Here is a 16594-nt window from a genome sequence, read left to right on the forward strand (position 1 = left end):
ATCCCTTGCGAAACGAAAACTATTGGATAATTCATGAAGACTTGGAACACGAATCGTGAACAATCTGCCCCCCCTCGACGACCTCCGCCTGTTCTGCTTCGTGGTGCGCAACAGCAGCTTCCTGGCCACCGCCACGGAGCTGGGGGTCTCCCCGGCCTACGTGAGCAAGCGCATCGCCCTGCTGGAGGGGCTCCTGAACGTGCGCCTGCTGCACCGGACCACGCGCCGGGTGACCCTCAGCGAGGACGGCGAGACCGTCCACCGGTGGGCCCAGCGCATCATCGAGGATGCCGAGCAGATGACGGAGGCGGTCACCAGCCTCAAGACCGCCCCGCGCGGCGTGCTCAAGATCAGCACCAGTTCAGGCTTCGGCCGCAAGCGCATCGGGCCGGCCCTGTCGGAGCTGGCCCGGCTGCATCCCCAGCTGCGCATCCAGCTGGAGCTGCTCAGCCGCCCCGTGGACCTCATCGGCGAGGGCTTCGACATCGACATCCGCATCGGCGGCGAATCGGATCCCAGCCTGATCGTCAAGCGCATCGCCGCCAACGCCCGGGTCCTCTGCGCCGCCCCCGCCTACCTCGCGCGCCGCGGCGCGCCGGCCACCCTCCGGGACCTTGGCAGGCACGACTGCATCGTGGTGCGCGAAAGGGACCAGAGCTTCGGCATCTGGAAGCTGGCCGGTCCGAAGGGGACGGAGGCCGTCCGCGCCGCGGGGCCCCTGTCCTGCAACAACGGCGAGGTGGCCCACCAGTGGGCCCTGGACGGCCACGGGATCATCCTCCGGTCCGACTGGGACGTGGAGGCCGGGCTGCGGGAGGGCAGCCTGGTGCGGGTGCTGCCGGAGTACCGCCAGGACGCCCCCATCTGCGCGGTGTACCCCATGCGCCTCACGGAGTCCGCCAAGGTGCGGGTGTGCGTGGAATTCCTGCAGTCGAAGTTCCGGTAGACTGGAGCCTCATGGTCCCCTCCCCGAACACCTTCGCCTCCGCCCTCATCCTGCTGGTCCTGGTCACCGATCCCCTGGGCAACATCCCGCCCTTCATCGGCATCCTGCGCCAGGTGGACCCGGCGCGCCGCCGGCGGGTGATCATCCGGGAAGTGCTCCTGGCCACGGCCATCCTGGTGTTCTTCGCCCTGTTCGGCCAGGGCGTCCTGCGGCTCATGCACCTGTCGGACACCTCCCTGGGCATCGCCGGCGGCGTGATCCTCTTCCTCATCGCCCTGAAGATGGTGTTCCCCCACCCCGAGGGCCACGCCGAGTCCGCCCGCAAGGGCGAACCGTTCCTGGTGCCCCTGGCCATCCCCCTCATCGCGGGCCCCAGCGCCATCGCCACGGTCCTGCTGCTGGTGTCGGGCGACCCGGCCCGCCTCTGGGAGTGGCTCGCCGCCATCGGGGTGGCCATGGCCATCTCGGCCGTGGTGCTGGTGTTCGCCGAACGCATCGCCGCCTTCCTGGGCGAGCAGGTGACGATGGCCTTCGAGCGGCTCATGGGGCTGGTGCTCACGGCGATGGCCGTGGAGATGCTGCTGTCGGGCATCCAGAAATTCGCGCGCCAGGTGATGGCGGGCTAGTCCACTCCCGCGGGGGGATCCACGAAGTCCTCGTCGTCCAGGCCGCTGTCGGGGGGCAGCTTGGCCAGTTCGGCCCTGACCAGGGCCTGGTGCTGGAGCTCCTCGTCCCGCAGCTCCAGGAACAGGGCGGCCACCGTGGGGTCCTGGATGGAGGCCAGGGCCCCCTCGAAGAAGGCATGGGCCTTGATCTCGGAGGCGAGGGCGGCCTCCATGGCGCGGCGCGGGGTCATGAAGGCGCGGGCCGCGTCGTAGTCGGGGGCTTCCACGTCCCAGATCATGGCCGAGGTGACCCGGGAGGGCTCGTCCCGGAAGTCCAGGGCCCTGCGGGCCCTCAGGTCGCGGCCGTGCTTGGCCTCGTTCTCGATCATGTACCGGAAGAACTTCGCGGCCTCGGGGGTGCGGTGCTGCTCCATCTGGAACGCGAACTCCTCGTAGCGCTCCATGGCCTCGTCCTCCACCAGGATGGCGAGGTCGAGGGCGTCCTTCAGGGACAGCGCGGCCAGGTCAATGCCTCGGATCGTCATGGGGGCTCCCGTTCACTTCTTGATGAAGAGGTCCAGGATGCGCTCCACCGGGAGGGCATTCTTCGACAGTTCCTCCTGCCGCGCCTTGACCAGGTCGCCGTAGGTGGGCGGCGGCTCGGGGTTGCGGTAGAAGACGCCCAGGTGGAGCTTCCTGCCGTAGTGCTGGGCCAGGTCCATGGCCGCGAGGCGGTCGGTGGAGTCGTGGCCCAGGCCCTCCAGGCTCTCCTGCATGGCCTTGAGGCCCTTGAGCTGCTGCTCCTCCATGCCGTACGTCACGCAGGGGGACTGGATGTTCACGAAGGCGAAGCCGGGGTAGCGGATGGCCGCCTCGATGATCGCGGCCATGCCCGGCAGGTCCGTGGGGGCGGCCTGGGCGACGAAGCCCGCGCCGTAGGCCAGCATGTACAGGAGCGGGTTCACCGGCTCCTCGAGGCTGCCGTGCCGGGAGGTGCAGGTGGTCAGGCCCTTGTGGGAGGTGGGCGAGAGCTGGCCCTTGGTGAGGCCGTAGATCTGGTTGTCCATCACGATGTAGGCGATGTCCATGTTGCGCCGCACCATGTGGGCCAGGTGGCCGCCGCCGATGGAGAAGCCGTCGCCGTCGCCGCCGGCGGCCAGCACCAGCAGGTCGGGGTTGGCCATCTTGATGCCCTGGGCGATGGGCAGGCTGCGGCCGTGCACGCTGTTGAAGCCGTACGCCGTGGTGTAGCCGGGGATGCGGCTGGAGCAGCCGATGCCGGACACGAAGGCGATCTCGTGGGGGGGCCTGCCGATGGCCGCCAGGGCCCGGTAGATGCCCTGCAGCACGCCGAAGTCGCCGCAGCCGGGGCACCAGATGGGCTTGAGGTCGCTCTTGTAGTCCTTGGGCTGGAAATCGCAGGTGGCGGTACCGTTCATGGTCGACCTCACTCCTGGGGCTGAAGTTTGCCCTCGTGCCTGCGCTGCAGTTCCGAGAGGAGATTGTGGAGGGCCGCGACGATCTCGCCGGGCAGGAAGGGGTTGGCGCCGCTGCGCGCCAGGGGGCGCACGCCCGCGGGCAGGTCCAGGTGCATCCGAAGGAGCTTGTGGAACTGGGCCAGGTGGGTCTGCTCGATGATCAGGCCCTTGCGCACGGAGGCGAAGAACTCCCGGTAGGCGCCCTCGGCCACGGGGTAGAGCAGGTAGGGCACCATCAGCTTGACGTTCAGGCCCTCGTCCAGGGCCATCTGGAGGGCCTCGCGGCAGACGCCGGCGACGCTGCCCCAGGCCACCATGGCCAGGGGGGCGCTGGGGTTGCCCAGCACCTCGAAGAGGTCCTTGCGGTCCTTGAGGGGATCGAACTTCCGGGTGCGCTTGTCGTTCATGCGGGCGTGGACGGTGCCGCTGTTGGTGGGGGCCCCGCCCTCGGTGTGCTCGATGCCCGAGGCCAGGTACGTGCCGCCCAGCATGCCGGGGTGGCTGATGGGGCTGATGAAGTTCTCGGTCTGGGCGAAGCGCTTGTAGTCCTTCAGGTCGTGGGCGTTGGGCTGCAGGCGCTCGATGATCTCGAACTGGCTGACGTCGATGGGGTCCAGGGTCTCCTTGCGCTGGCTGATCTCCTGGTCGGACAGGATGATCACCGGGGTCTGGTAGTACTCGGCGATGTTGAACGCCTCGACCGTGATCCGGAAGGTGTCGGCCACGCAGGTGGGGGCCAGCACCGGGCGGATCACGTCGCCGTGGGCCGAGAAGCACGCCGCGAAGAGGTCGGACTGCTCGTTCTTGGTGGGCAGGCCCGTGGAGGGGCCGCCGCGCTGCACGTCCACGATCACCAGGGGCAGCTCGGCGATGGTGGCCAGGCCCATCATCTCGGTCTTCAGCGAGAGGCCGGGGCCGCTGGTGGCGGTCATGGCCTTGACCCCCGCGAAGGAGGCCCCCACGGCCGCGCCGATGCCGGCGATCTCGTCCTCGGCCTGGAGGACCGAGCCGCCGTACTTCCAGACGTGGTCCGTGAAGAACTGCATGATCTCGGTGGAGGGCGTGATGGGGTAGCCGCCGAAGAACCGGCAGCCCGCGAAGATCGCCGCCGCCGCGCACATGTCGTTGCCGTCGGTGATGAGCTTGAGGGCGCCCTTGGTCTCGGAGGGCACGATGTTCATGTTGACCCGGAGCGGGTTCGCCATGGCGAAGGCCCGGCCCGCGTCGAAGGCGCGCTGGTTGGCTTCCACCAGCTCCTCGCCCTTCTTGGCCAGCTTCTTCCGGATGCCCTTCATCACCGCCACGGCGCCGATTCCGAACCAGCCCGCGATGAGTCCGAGCACCACGGTGTTCTTGGCGCGCTCGGTGCCCGCGGTGTCCTTGGCCATCTGGGTCATGGGCACGGGGATCACCTGGCGGGGCACCACGCCCACCAGGGGGATGCGGTCGGGGGGGATCAGGGTGGCGGCCTCGTAGATCACCACCGTGTTGCCGCTCACGGGCAGCTCGGCGCCGAACTTGAGGAAGTCCTCCCAGTTCAGGGCCACGGCCACGTCCAGGTTGCCGCCGGGGTTGAGGATGGGCTCGGTGCTGATGCGCACGCGGCAGCTGGATTCGCCGCCCCGGATCTGGGAGCCGAAGCTCTTGGTCATGACGCCGTGGTAGCCCTCGGCGGCCGCTGCCTGCAGGAGGGAGTCCCCCGCGGAGACGATGCCGTCGCCGCCGGAGCCGGCCATGCCGAATACGAGATTGTGCGCCGGACTCTGGTCGCTCATGGCTAATGCCCTTCAGAAAGGGGGTGTCGGATCGGTTGCGGATTTTCCATGCGTCCGACCCATGGTATCCAGCGGAGGCGGCCGGGGAAATGGCCATCTGGGCAGGGACGGGCAAATCCGGGGAAGCCGGGCCGGAGGGGCGGAATTCGGCATGGAGAAAGCAGATTGAAAGGCGTTTGTGCTTGAAGCCGAGGGCCTGGCGCAGAAATCAAAGGATCGTCCGGTCATCTATGAGTGACCTACGTCACGAGATGGCCATTTTCCGTTGTTTTTCAGCGTTTAGTAGCCCCAGCTACGTTTTGCCCGGGCGTCCTGGCCAAGAATCACTTATCGCCAGGAGAACCCCATGTCCGATTCCATCCGCCAGCTCTGCCAGGCACCCGAAGGCCGCGCCGAGGTGCTTCAGGGCAACATCGCCTTCGCCGTCGGCTGCGTGCGCAGCGGCGTCCACAGCGCCGACGGCTACCCCGGCACCCCCAGCTCCGAGGTCATCGACCGCGGGCTCTCCCAGGTACAGGACCTGATCACCGTGGGCTGGTCCGTGAACGAGGCCGCCGCCGCGGCGGTGGGCTTCGGCCACACCCTGGCGGGCCGGGACTGCGTGGTGACCATGAAGATCCCGGGCCTCTTCCAGGCCGGCGACATCTTCACCAGCGGCTCGGGCATCATCAAGGAGCGGGGGGCCCTGGTCTACTTCATCGCCAGCGACTTCACCCCCAGCTCCACCCAGCACCTGGTGGACCCGCGCCCGCTCTTCAAGAGCTGCTTCGTGCCGGTGCTCGAGCCCCGCAACCACCAGGAGATGCTGGAGGCGCCCCGCCTGGCCGTGGACGTTGCGCGGGCCTTCAACACCCAGGTGGTCGTCATGCCCAGCGGCGGCCTGTGCCACAGCGAGGGCCTGGTGCGCCTGAACCCGGTCACCACCCGCGAGCCCGTGAAGATGCCCGCCGACCTCCACGGCTTCAACGTCCTGCCCAGCATCTGCAGCAAGTCGTACCTCGACGTCATGGCCAACCGCATGCCCGGCCTGGTGGCGATGGTGGAGAACAGCCCCCTCAACCGCTGGGACAAGGGCGCCGGAAGGACCGGCGTGGTCACCTACGGCGTCTGCGACCTCTACCTGCGCGAAGTCATCGAGGCCAGGGGCCTGGACCTGGACGTCCTGAGCCTGGCCTTCTCCAACCCGCTGCCCCTGGAGCTCATCAAGCGCTTCGCCGCCACCGTCGAAGACGTCGTGGTCATCGAGGACGGCTACCGCCACCTGCAGGAGTCCATGGAGGCCGCGGGCCTGAAGGTGCGGGGCAAGCTGCCCTACAGCCCCGTGACCGAATGGACCCCGGCCCTGATCGCCGAACTGCTGGGCCTCGAGGTTCCCAAGGCGGACCTGCCCGTGGCCGGCGTCGTGCGGCCTCCCCTCATCTGCCCCGGCTGCCCCTACCGCCTCATGGCCCAGGAGCTGGCCTACGCCAAGAGCAAGGGCACGGTGGACGCCATCTTCGGCGACATCGGCTGCAACGCGCTCCTCTACTTCATGAACGCCATGGACACCGGCCTGGCCATGGGCGCCAGCGAGGGCAAGCGCACCGGCTACGTCCTCTCCCGGCCCGGGCAGGCCTCGAAGTGCGTCAGCCTCATCGGCGACAGCACCGAGTGCCACTCCGGCATGGACGCCACCCGCAACGCCATCTACCGGAACGTCCCGGGCGTGAAGATCATCCTGGACAACGAGTGGACCGCCATGACCGGCGGCCAGCCCTCCCCCACCTCCCCCAACAACCTCGAAGGCCAACCCAACCGTTTCGACCTTCCCGCGTCCCTGGCCGCCCACGGCGCCAAGGTCGAGGTGATCGGCGCCTACGAGCGCAAGACCATCCGCGCCACGCTGCGCAAGGCCCTGGCCGACGCGGCCGCCGGCACCTTCACCACCATCGTGGTGCGCGACGGCGCCTGCCTCAAGAAGATCAAGCCCAGCAAGCAGCGGGTCCAGGTGGACCCTGACGCCTGCAAGCAGTGCGACCTGTGCCTGATCTGCCCCGGCCTCGCCAAGGGCGCCAGCGGCGTGCCCGAGGTGACCAACCTCTGCTCCGGGTGCGGCGGCCACGAGCCCGCCTGCAGCCAGATGTGCCCCACCAAGGTCCTGAAGGCGGTGACCCTGGACGACCTGGGCATGGCCGCCGGCGGCAGCTTCCCCGCGGCCCCCGCGGAGATCGCCGACGCCCCCGCACCGGGCCTCCCCCAGCGCCTTTCCCTGGCCATCCGCGGCGTGGGCGGGCAGGGCAACCTGTTCTTCGGGCGCGTCCTCACCCAGCTGGCCATGGCCGCGGGCTACGGCGAGCGCAACATCGTCAAGGGCGACACCCACGGCATGGCCCAGATGGGCGGCCCCGTCATCAGCACCTTCGGCTGCGGCGACGTGGTGAGTCCCGTGCTGCTGCCGGGCACCGTGGACTGCCTGATCGTCATGGAGAAGAGCGAAGTCCTGCGGCCCGGGTTCCTGGACCTGCTGCGGCCCGGGGGCACCGTCCTTTTGGCCAACACCCGCATCCTCCCCGAGGGCATGGCGGAGGAGGCCTACCCCACCGACGCGCAGCTCAAGGCGATCCTGAAGCCCTGCCACCTCATCGAGGTGGACCTGCTGGAGAAGGCCATCGCGCTGGGCGACCCCACCGGCAAGATCGCCAACGTCCTACTCATGGGCATCCTCAGCACCCTTGAGCCCTTCGACCGCTTCCCGGTGGAGCTGTGGTGGAAGGCCCTGCAGAAGGTGAACCCCAAGGCCGCCGTGTGGGCCGCCAACTTCGCCGCCTTCAACGCCGGCCGGGCCTCCTCGGCCCAGCCCGCGGCAGCGAGGTAGCCCGTGGCCCGCGTCCTCGCCCTGAACCCCGGCGCCACCTCGACCAAGCTCGCCGTCTTCGAGGATGAGACCGCCTGCTTCCGCCTCGCCGTGGAGCACCAGGGCGCTTCCCTGGAGGCCTACCCCCGGGTCATCGACCAGCTGGACTACCGGCTGGACCTCATCCTGAAGGCCCTGGCCGGGGCCGGCATCGACCTGGCCGGCCTGGATGCGGTGGTGGGCCGCGGCGGCCTGCTCAAGCCCATCGAAGGCGGCACCTACGCCGTGAACGCCAAGCTGTTGGCTGACCTGGCGGTTGGCCGGGAGCACGCCTCCAACCTGGGGGGCATCCTTGCCGACCGGTTGGCCACCCCCAGGGGCATTCCGGCCTTCATCGTGGACCCGGTGTCCGTGGACGAGATGGAACCCGAGGCCCGCCTGTCCGGGCTGCCCGAGCTGCCCCGCATCAGCTTCTCCCATGCCCTCAACAGCAAGGCGGTGGCACGGCGGACGGCCCAGGAACTGGGCGGCACCTACGCCGACTTCAATTTCGTGGTGGCCCACCTGGGCACCGGCGTCTCCATCACCGCCCACCGCAAGGGCCGAATGGTGGATGTCAGCGGCGCGGACGAGGAGGGCCCCTTCTCCCCGGGGAGATCCGCCGGCCTGCCCTCCATGCTGCTGGCCAAGCTCTGCTATTCCGGGAAGTACACCGAGAAGGAGATGATGAGCCTGATGTCCGGGTCCGGCGGGCTCTACGCCCATCTGGGCACCCGGGACGTGCGTGAGGCGGAGCGGCGCGCCGCCGGCGGCGACGCGCACGCGGACCTGGTGCTGAAGGCCATGGCCTACCGCATCGGCCGGGAGATCGGCGCCATGGCGACCGTCCTGGAAGGCAAGGTGGACCGCGTGGTCATCACGGGCGGAATCGCCTACTCGGAACGCATGGTGGCCGACGTCACCGCCCGGGTGGCCTTCATCGCGCCGGTGCGGGTCATGCCCGGGGAAGAGGAACTGGAAGCCCTGGCGGAGGGCGCCCTGCGGGTGCTCCGGGGCCAGGAAGCGGCCAAGGTCTATAGCTGAGGAGCTGGTCATGCTGAGGAACATGGAAGAACTGGCCGCGGCGGCCCGCACCCGCGGACCCATCCGGGTGGCGGTGGCGGCGGCCCAGGACGCGGAGCTGCTGGAGGGGATCCAGGCCGGCATCCGCGCCGGTCTCATCACCGCGGTGCTGGTGGGGGACAAGGCCCTCATCTCGCCCCTGGTGGACAAGCTGGAGATCGGCGCCCAGAGCCGGATCGTGCATGAAGCCGACATGGACAAGGCCTCCCTGGTGGCCGCCGGCCTCGTGCGGGACGGCGAGGCCCAGGTGCTCATGAAGGGCCTGGTGAACAGCGCCGTCTTCCTGAAGGCGGCCCTGGACCCGGTCCGGGGCCTGCGCACCGGCCGTCTCCTGAGCCACCTGGCCGCCCTTGAAGTCCCGGGCGAGAGGAAGCTGGGCTTCTACACCGACGGCGGCATGAACATCGCGCCGGACCTGGAGGCCAAGAAGCTGATCCTGGCCAACGCCCTGGACGCCCTGGCCCGCATGGGCGTGGCCACCCCCAGGGTGGCCGTCCTCACGGCCAACGAGCAGGTGAGCCCCAGGATGCCGGCGACCCTGGACGCCAGGGCCCTGGTGGAGGCCTGGGAGGCCGGCGCCTTCCCCGGTTGCGTCGTGGAGGGCCCCATCGCCATGGACGTGGCCCTGAGCCCCGAGGCGGCCCACCACAAGGGCCTCCCCAGCGCGGTCTCGGGTGACGTGGACATCTTCCTGATGCCCGGCATCGAGGCGGGCAACATGGTGACCAAGGCCCTGATCCACTACGCCAAGGCCAAGTTCGCCGGGGTGGTCCTGGGCGCCACCCATCCCATCGTCCTGGGTTCCCGGGCCGATCCGGCCGAGGCCAAGTTCAACGCCCTGGCCATGGCCGCCCTCATGGCCCGCGCCTGAGAATTTCCCCTTAATAGAAGATCAAAGGGTCTTGACATCCAGCGGGGTGCGCCCAAAATTACATGCATGGAGGCATGTAGTGCACAGAGGCATTAGTATCGCCCAGCCCGATGAAGCCCAGGACGAGCTGACCCAGCTGGGCCGGGCCTTCGACCTGATCCACGGCCTGGTCGACTTCCACGTGCTCCAGCGCATGGCCTACGCCCTCCAGGGCGGGGAATTCACCTTCAGCCAGCTGCACGCCCTGCACCGCATCTACCGCAACGGCCCCCAGACCATCGCCGAGCTCGCCAAGGGCCTGGCCCTGAGCCAGACGGCCGCAAGCCGCATGGTGGAGCGCCTGGTGCGCCACGGCCTGGTGGAGCGCAACGAACTCCCCACCGACCGCCGCTCCAAGGTCGTGGAACTCACCGAGGCCGGCATCGAGCGCCTGCAGGACCTGCAGGCGTTCACGGTCAGGACCTACGCGGACCTCCTGGCGCGGGTGCCCGCGGAGTCCAGGCGGCACCTCGCCTCGGTCCTCGCGGAGATCCGCCCCCACCTCCCCACCCACCCCCTTCTGAAGCCCGAATAGACCCACCCGGACCCGGCCGCGAACCCGCACTGCGGGGCGGGGAGGTCCTGCCCCGAGGAGTGAAAGCGATGGAAGTCTCGATGGTCCAGGATGCCATGGGCACCCACCTCGACTGGAAGCACGAGGAAGTCACGGCGCGAATGATCGACTGGTTCTGGTCCAACATGGAGAAGGGCTTCCTGCTCTGGCACCCCGCCCAGCACGAGCCCCTGAAGTGGGCCGTCCCCGTCAGGCACGGCAACCCCGTGGGGTCGATCCATATCGCCCCCCAGACCTGGAACGACGGTTCCCGCCAGAACCTCTACATCCGCTTCGAGAAGCTCGAGGACGTGCCGCCCGAGGTGCGGGACTACATCATCTACGAGCACGTGGTGATCGTGGCGGGCCTGGGCCTGGGGGAGGAGGCCCTCCGGAAGGCCGAGCCCATGGGCTACCGCATCCACCAGTGGGAGAAGACCGACTACGGCGTCGTGGGACGGTCCTCCGCCATCGGGACCCGCAGGAAGGAGACCCGCGCCGAAGGCCTGGTCTGGGCCGAGCACTGCACCGAGGAGGTGGGCTGCTGGGGCGACTTCCTCCCCCAGCTCTACACCCTCTACAAGGTCGTCAAGAACACCGACTACAACCCCTACGCGGACCTCTCCGTGGAGGGACGCGGCCGCGAAGCCCGCTACAAGTTCATCCCCTGAGGCCCCGATGCAATTCGAGTTCCCGATCTTCGAGCACCTGTGCCCCTCCTGGGGCAAGGTGACGCACCTGGGCACGCGCCAGGCCTACGCGAAGGGCGCGCTCATCCTGGACATGGACCAGCCCGCCGACGGCGTCTACTACGTCGCGGAGGGCACCGTGGACACGGCCCTCTACACGCTCCACGGCCCCGAGAAGGTGCTCTACAGCGTGGGCGAGGGCTGCCTGTTCGGGCAGGCCTGCTGTTTTTCCACCGGCACCACCGGGGAGGCCACGGTGTGGGCCCACACCGCCTGCACGGTCTACTTCTTCCGCAGGGAGACCATCGAGGGCCCCATCGCCCGCGAGCACCCCGAACTGCTCCTGGAGATGGCCGGGCTGCTGGGCCACATCGTGCGCATGTACGGCGTCTGGCTGCAGGACAGCCTCAGCCAGGACTTCTTCGAGCGGGTCTGCAGGATCCTGGTCTACTACGTCCGCTGGAAGAAGGGGGCCTCGCCCATCGGCAAGGAGGTCACCATCAACGCCGACCTCACCCAGAACGACCTCGCCAAGCTCCTGGGCCTCCATCGCGTCAGCGTCAGCAAGGCGGTGGGCCGGCTCCGGGACCAGGGGATCATCCGCCGCTTCACCAAGAACGAACTCGACATCGCCGACTTCCAGGGGCTCTGCCTCCTGGGCCAGGTACCCACCCATCCACCCGGAGGAAATCCATGAACGCGATCCTGATCGACGAGGATCTCTGCGTCGGCTGCAAGACATGCTACAAGGCATGCTGGGCGGACGTCATCCGTTGGGACGAGGCCCGCGGGAAGCCGGTCATCGCCTACCCGGAGGACTGCGTGGTGTGCAACTTCTGCGAGATCTCCTGCACGGAGGACGCGGTCAAGGTGGTGGTGGACTACAGCATCCCCTTCCCGTGCTCCTACATCGCCGGCCAGAGCTAGGAAAGGGCAGACCATGAACGAAGCCAACATCATCACGTCCGACGTCCTGGTGGTGGGCCACGGCCTGGCCGGGCTCGCAGCCGCCCTCACCGTCAAGGAGGACAACCCCGGCCTTCGCGTCGTCACCGTGGACAAGTGCTTCCCGGGCTACGGAGGCAAGGCCAACAAGGGCGGGGGCCACGTGGCCTTCATCCCCGAGGGCGACGAGGAGACCTACGTCCAGTACCACACGGAGAACCTGGGCGACTACCTCAACGACCAGGACATGCTGCGCATCTACGCCAACTCGACCCGGAAGACCATGGACCGCTGGGAGACCTGGGGCGTGAAGTTCAAGCTCAGCCGCGAGGACTCCCTCAACGCCCACGCGATCATCCCGTGGAAGGTCACGCTGGTGGACATCGACGTCATGATCCCCATGGCCAGGCGCGCCGCCAAGCTGGGCATCAAGAGCCACGCCAAGGTGGCCATGACGGACCTGCTCACGGAGGGCGGCCGCGTGGTGGGCGCTTTCGGCATCAGCCTGCTCACGGGCGAGCCCTGCGTGTTCAAGGCCAAGGCCGTGATCCTGGCCTGCGGCGACCAGAACTGGTCGATCATGAACATGTGGAACGGCAAGGGCGACGGCATCGCCGCGGCCTACCGCGCCGGCGCCAAGGTGCGCAACGCCGAGTTCGGCACGTTCGTGAACCTCATGGACCGGGCCTCCAAGACGGTGGCCTACGGCGCCGAGGACGCCCTGGTGAACGCCAAGGGCAGGGCCTGCACCATGGAGAGCCGCGCGGACCTGCCCCCCAGCATGAAGAGCGTGGTGGGCGGCATCGACCTGGGCGGCGGCCAGTCCGTGCTCATGTATCTCGAGGTGCGCGACGGCAACGGCCCCATCTACGAGGACCTGGAGAAGAACGACTTCATCGGCTCCTGGATCGGGCGCAACCTGTGCTGCTACGGCGGCGACGCCGACGAGGAGTACTACCGCCCCCTGGCCCAGAAGTTCTGGAACGTCATCTTCAACAAGAACCGCATGGGCGCCCCCGTGGGCGAAGGCGCCACGCGGCGCGAAGTGGTGCCCGGCGTGGTGGGCGAGTGCAGCCCCCTCTACGTGGACCACGGCATGGCCACCACCCTCGAGGGCCTCTTCGCCGCCGGCGACATCTGCGCCAACGGCAGCGCCTGGGCCGGCGCGGTGCCCACCCCTCCGGGCCGCAACCGCGGGTCGGGGCTCATGCACGCCGTCATGACCGGCATCATCGCCGCAGGGTCCGCCGGCGCCTACGCCAGCACCCACGAGCAGGGCGAGGTGGACCCCGGCCAGGTCGAGACCTTCGCGAAGACCGTCGCGGCCCCCCTGGCCAGCGGCGGCGACCTGAGCCCCCAGGCCTACATGTGGGAGCTCAAGAGCCTCATGCAGCCCGTGGAATACACCGGCCTCAAGCGCGAGGACCGCCTCCGGAGGGCCCTGGACCGGGTGCTGGAGCTCAAGGCCCAGTTCGGCCGAATCGCGGCCAGGGATCCCCACCAGGTCATCGCCGCCAACGAGTGCCGCAGCACCGTGCTCTGCGCCGAGATGTACTTCCGCTCCTCGCTGGAGCGCAAGGAAACCCGCGGCTGGCACATCCGGGAGGACTTCGAGGCGAGGAACGACAAGGACTTCATGAAGTGGATCGTCATGCAGGACAAGAACGGGGAGATGGACCTGACCCTGGAGCCCCTGCCCGTCGCCAACTACAGGTACCTTCCCCAGCAGGAGCAAGCATGAGCGAGAATCCCTCCCCCCAGGCCTTCCTCTCCTCGACCGTCGATCGCGTGAACGCACGCGCCGACAAATTCGCGGGCATCAACTGGACCATGGCCTACGATTTCACCGCCGACGACAACGGCACCTGGTACTTCCGGATCGTCGACGGCGTGGCCCAGCCCGTGGTGGCCGGCGTCCATGAGGCCCCCACCGTCACCGTCTCCGGGACGTACGCGGTGTTCTTCGACGTGATGACCGGCAAGAGCAACGTGGCCGTGGCCTTCATGACCGGCAAGCTGAAGTCCAAGGGCGACAACAAGGCGGGCCAGCAGTTCGCCAAGATGATGGAATAGGTCCCCGACAAGCGTGGGAAGGGGGTGCGGCAGGCGCCCCCTTTTCGCGTAAGGGAAGGTGGGCAGGTGTTCACGGCAGGTGAACAGTTATCCGGACCGCGGGACCCCGTGGCGGGTCCGGAAGGCCCACAGGCAGGGCGTTTCAGGCCAACCGGAAGTCTGGCATGGATGCTGCAGAAGTCCGCGCGGAAACCCATGCCCCCTCCGGAGCCCCCAATGTTCGACAAGCTGGCCCACCTGAAGATCCGTACCAAATTCGCCGCGCTGTTCGGCGCGCAGGCGCTCATGGCCCTGGCGCTCCTGGCGGCCGCCCTGGCGCGGTGCGGTGCGCCTGTCCTGTGCGCGGCCTTCCTGTGCTCGGCGGGGGCGGCCTGGGTTCTCACGTCGTTCGCGGCGCGGAACATGGAGGCGGCCGTGGGCTCCCTGGCCCAGGTCGCCCGGGGCCTCGCCGCGGGCGATCTGCGCGTGGCCTGCGCCCTGGACGCCCGGGACGAGCTGGGCGCCGTGGGCCGGGACCTGAGCCTGGCCGTGGCCAAGCTCAGGGAGGAGGTGGGCGCCATCTCCCACATGGGGGAGCGGGCCGCCTCCGGGGCCACGCAGCTTTCGGCCACCGCGGCCCAGGTGGAGGCCGCCACCCGGGAGATCAGCGCCGGGGCCGACTCCCAGCGGGTGGAGGTCGAACAGGCCAGGGGGTCCGTCCTGCAGATCGCCGACACCCTCCATGCCATCGGCGAAGGCATCAAGGCCGACGTCGTCCAGATCACGGGGATGCTGAAGGTGGGCGAGGGCAGCTGCCGCAATGTGGACGCGTCGACCCGGGCCATGGCCGCCATGGGCGAAAGCTCCGCCCGGGTCTCGGCCATCACCTCCGTGATCTCCGACATCGCCAACCAGACGAACCTCCTGAGCCTCAACGCCGCCATCGAGGCCGCCAAGGCCCAGCAGTACGGCCGGGGCTTCTCGGTGGTGGCGGAAGAGGTGCGCAAGCTCGCGGAGCGCTCGGCGGGCGCCGCCCGGGAGATCGCGCACCTGATCCAGGAGAGCGGGGCGCGGGTGGAGGAGGGCGCGCGCTCCGTGGCCACGGTCCAGGCCGGCCTGGAGGAGCTCATGCAGGACATCCGGCGGCAGGCCGAGGGGGCCCGGGGCGCGCTGGTGGCGGTGGAGCGCCAGGTGGCGGAGAGCGCCGTGGCCCGGGACCGCATGGCGAGGACCCTCCGCATCACCGAGGAGAGCGCCTCCGCCACCCACCAGCTCAGCGCCTCCATGTCCGAGACCGCCCGGACCGTGGAGGACCTTGCGGCCACCGCCAGCGAGCTGAGGGAGCTCACCCGGCGATTCCAGGTGGCATAATCTGGCCAAGGCGACCCGACGTCCGGACGCCATGCCGGGGCCGCCCATGCTCACCATCCTCCCGCTCGCATCCTCCTTCCATTCCGCCGCCCAGGTGCGGGAGGCCGTGGCCGGCATCGGGGCCGCCCTGGAGGCGAGGGGCATCGTCCACCGCATGCTGGAGGCGCCGGGGGAGGCCAGCGCGCTGCTGATCGTCACCGGGGGCACCGAGCACCTGGCGCTGGAGGCCCTGGAAGGCCAGGAGGGGCCGGTGCTCCTCCTGGCCCACCCGAGGCAGAACTCCCTGCCGGCGGCCATGGAGGTGCTCTGCCGGCTGCGCCAGGACGGGCGCGCCGGGCGGATCCTCCTGCTGAACGACGGGGAAGAGGGCTACGCTGCGCTGTCGCGGGTGGCGGACCATCTCGCGGTGCGGGCCCAGATGAGGGCCACCCGCCTGGGGCGCATCGGGGCCCCCTCCGACTGGCTCGTGGGGAGCATGCCCGACCCGGCCCGGGTGGCCGCCGTGTGGGGTCCGCAGGTGGTGGACGTGCCCATGGAGGCGGTGCGCGACGCCATCCGGGACGCGGACCCGGAGGAGGCCGAGGCGTTGCGCCTGGACTTCTGCGGGGGCGCCGCCGGCATCCTGGAGCCCACGGCCCGGGACCTGGAACGGGCGGCCCGGGTGGGCGCGGGCCTGCGGGCCGTGGTGCGGGCCTACGACCTGGACGCCTGCAGCGTGCGGTGCTTCGACCTGGTCACCGAGCTGGCCACCACCGGGTGCCTGGCCCTGTCGGCCCTGCTGGACCAGGGCATCGTGGCGGGCTGCGAGGGCGACGTGCCCGCGGCCCTCACCATGCTCTGGATGCAGGCCGTGAGCGGCGGTCCCAGCTTCATGGCCAACCCCCAGGACCTGGACCCCGGGGACTCCACCCTGTGGCTGGCCCACTGCACCGTCCCCCGGGGCCTGGTGAGCCGCTACAGCCTGCGGTCCCACTTCGAGTCCGGCCTGGGCGTGGGCATCCAGGGGACCCTGCCCGAAGGCCCCGTGACCCTGGCCCGCATCGGCGGCCCCGGCCTGGAGGGCCTCTTCGTCTCCGACGGGGAGCTCCTGGCCAACGGCGACTCCCCCCAGCGCTGCCGCACCCAGGTGCAGGTGCGCCTGCAAGGGTCCGTGGCGTCCCTGCTGGAGAACCCCATGGGCAACCACCACGTCCTGGTGCCGGGGCACTGGGAGGCCCGGCTGCGGGACTACCACGCCCTCTGCGTGCGGGCCTGAACGGGGAAGGGGCGCCCCCGCGGGGGCGCCCCTCCTGATTCCAAATGCCTGGGCGGGACG

General features: G+C 69.4%; 16 protein-coding genes. 13 read left to right on the top strand and 3 right to left on the bottom strand.

What is annotated here, in order from left to right; genetic code table 11:
* The first annotated feature begins 55 nt into the window (after positions 1 to 55).
* On the top strand, positions 56 to 946 hold the full coding sequence (locus ACZ5MC_RS02560; protein ID WP_306598699.1) for a LysR family transcriptional regulator: 891 nt from the start codon (positions 56 to 58) through the stop codon (positions 944 to 946).
* Between the two features lie 11 nt (positions 947 to 957).
* Positions 958 to 1572: a MarC family protein gene (locus ACZ5MC_RS02565; RefSeq protein WP_306598700.1), complete on the top strand. Its 615-nt coding sequence runs from the start codon at positions 958 to 960 to the stop codon at positions 1570 to 1572.
* On the opposite strand, the gene ACZ5MC_RS02570 is transcribed toward ACZ5MC_RS02565, so the two are convergent.
* From ACZ5MC_RS02570 to ACZ5MC_RS02580, 3 genes are read right to left on the bottom strand one after another with little or no spacing between them, the layout of a single operon-like run.
* Complete coding sequence (locus ACZ5MC_RS02570) at positions 1569 to 2096, bottom strand: ferritin-like domain-containing protein (RefSeq protein WP_306598701.1); 528 nt, start codon at positions 2094 to 2096, stop codon at positions 1569 to 1571. The genes ACZ5MC_RS02565 and ACZ5MC_RS02570 overlap by 4 nt on opposite strands.
* Before the next feature lie 12 nt (positions 2097 to 2108).
* Positions 2109 to 2990 (bottom strand): 2-oxoacid:ferredoxin oxidoreductase subunit beta, encoded by an 882-nt coding sequence (locus ACZ5MC_RS02575; RefSeq protein WP_306598702.1) that lies wholly within the window; start codon positions 2988 to 2990, stop codon positions 2109 to 2111.
* An 8-nt stretch (positions 2991 to 2998) separates the two neighbouring features.
* On the bottom strand, positions 2999 to 4804 hold the full coding sequence (locus tag ACZ5MC_RS02580; protein WP_306598703.1) for a 2-oxoacid:acceptor oxidoreductase subunit alpha: 1806 nt from the start codon (positions 4802 to 4804) through the stop codon (positions 2999 to 3001).
* Positions 4805 to 5150: 346 nt separating this feature from the next.
* Between ACZ5MC_RS02580 and ACZ5MC_RS02585 the strand changes: the two genes are divergently transcribed.
* The 11 genes from ACZ5MC_RS02585 (at position 5151) to ACZ5MC_RS02635 (ending at position 16534) form a co-directional block, all read left to right on the top strand.
* Positions 5151 to 7658, top strand: a complete 2508-nt coding sequence (locus ACZ5MC_RS02585) for a 2-oxoacid:acceptor oxidoreductase family protein (protein WP_306598704.1) — start codon at positions 5151 to 5153, stop codon at positions 7656 to 7658.
* Positions 7659 to 7661: 3 nt separating this feature from the next.
* Entirely contained in the window at positions 7662 to 8720 is a 1059-nt protein-coding gene (gene buk / locus ACZ5MC_RS02590) for a butyrate kinase (RefSeq protein ID WP_464516978.1), read from the top strand.
* Positions 8721 to 8730: 10 nt separating this feature from the next.
* Positions 8731 to 9630: a phosphate acyltransferase gene (locus ACZ5MC_RS02595; RefSeq protein ID WP_306598706.1), complete on the top strand. Its 900-nt coding sequence runs from the start codon at positions 8731 to 8733 to the stop codon at positions 9628 to 9630.
* A 79-nt stretch (positions 9631 to 9709) separates the two neighbouring features.
* Positions 9710 to 10204 carry a MarR family winged helix-turn-helix transcriptional regulator gene (locus tag ACZ5MC_RS02600; protein WP_306598707.1) on the top strand — a complete coding sequence of 165 codons (495 nt, stop codon included), beginning with the start codon at positions 9710 to 9712 and terminating at the stop codon, positions 10202 to 10204.
* A gap of 68 nt (positions 10205 to 10272) precedes the next feature.
* Positions 10273 to 10893 carry a hypothetical protein gene (locus ACZ5MC_RS02605; RefSeq protein WP_306598708.1) on the top strand — a complete coding sequence of 207 codons (621 nt, stop codon included), beginning with the start codon at positions 10273 to 10275 and terminating at the stop codon, positions 10891 to 10893.
* 7 nt (positions 10894 to 10900) lie between these two features.
* Entirely contained in the window at positions 10901 to 11608 is a 708-nt protein-coding gene (locus ACZ5MC_RS02610) for a Crp/Fnr family transcriptional regulator (protein ID WP_306598709.1), read from the top strand.
* The gene (locus ACZ5MC_RS02615; protein WP_306598710.1) at positions 11605 to 11838 is read left to right on the top strand and encodes a 4Fe-4S dicluster domain-containing protein; all 234 of its coding nucleotides are present in this window, start codon (positions 11605 to 11607) and stop codon (positions 11836 to 11838) included. The genes ACZ5MC_RS02610 and ACZ5MC_RS02615 overlap by 4 nt, the downstream gene beginning before the upstream one ends.
* A 13-nt stretch (positions 11839 to 11851) precedes the next feature.
* Positions 11852 to 13597: an FAD-binding protein gene (locus ACZ5MC_RS02620; protein WP_464516979.1), complete on the top strand. Its 1746-nt coding sequence runs from the start codon at positions 11852 to 11854 to the stop codon at positions 13595 to 13597.
* Positions 13594 to 13929 carry an SCP2 sterol-binding domain-containing protein gene (locus ACZ5MC_RS02625; protein WP_306598712.1) on the top strand — a complete coding sequence of 112 codons (336 nt, stop codon included), beginning with the start codon at positions 13594 to 13596 and terminating at the stop codon, positions 13927 to 13929. Before ACZ5MC_RS02620 ends, ACZ5MC_RS02625 begins: the two co-directional genes overlap by 4 nt.
* Positions 13930 to 14145: 216 nt before the next feature.
* A complete protein-coding gene (locus tag ACZ5MC_RS02630) occupies positions 14146 to 15279 on the top strand; it encodes a methyl-accepting chemotaxis protein (protein WP_464516980.1) in 1134 nt (377 codons plus the stop codon).
* Between the two features lie 46 nt (positions 15280 to 15325).
* Complete coding sequence (locus ACZ5MC_RS02635; protein ID WP_306598714.1) at positions 15326 to 16534, top strand: hypothetical protein; 1209 nt, start codon at positions 15326 to 15328, stop codon at positions 16532 to 16534.
* The last annotated feature ends 60 nt before the right edge of the window (positions 16535 to 16594 follow it).

This window comes from Mesoterricola sp. JemC181, from assembly GCF_055384585.1.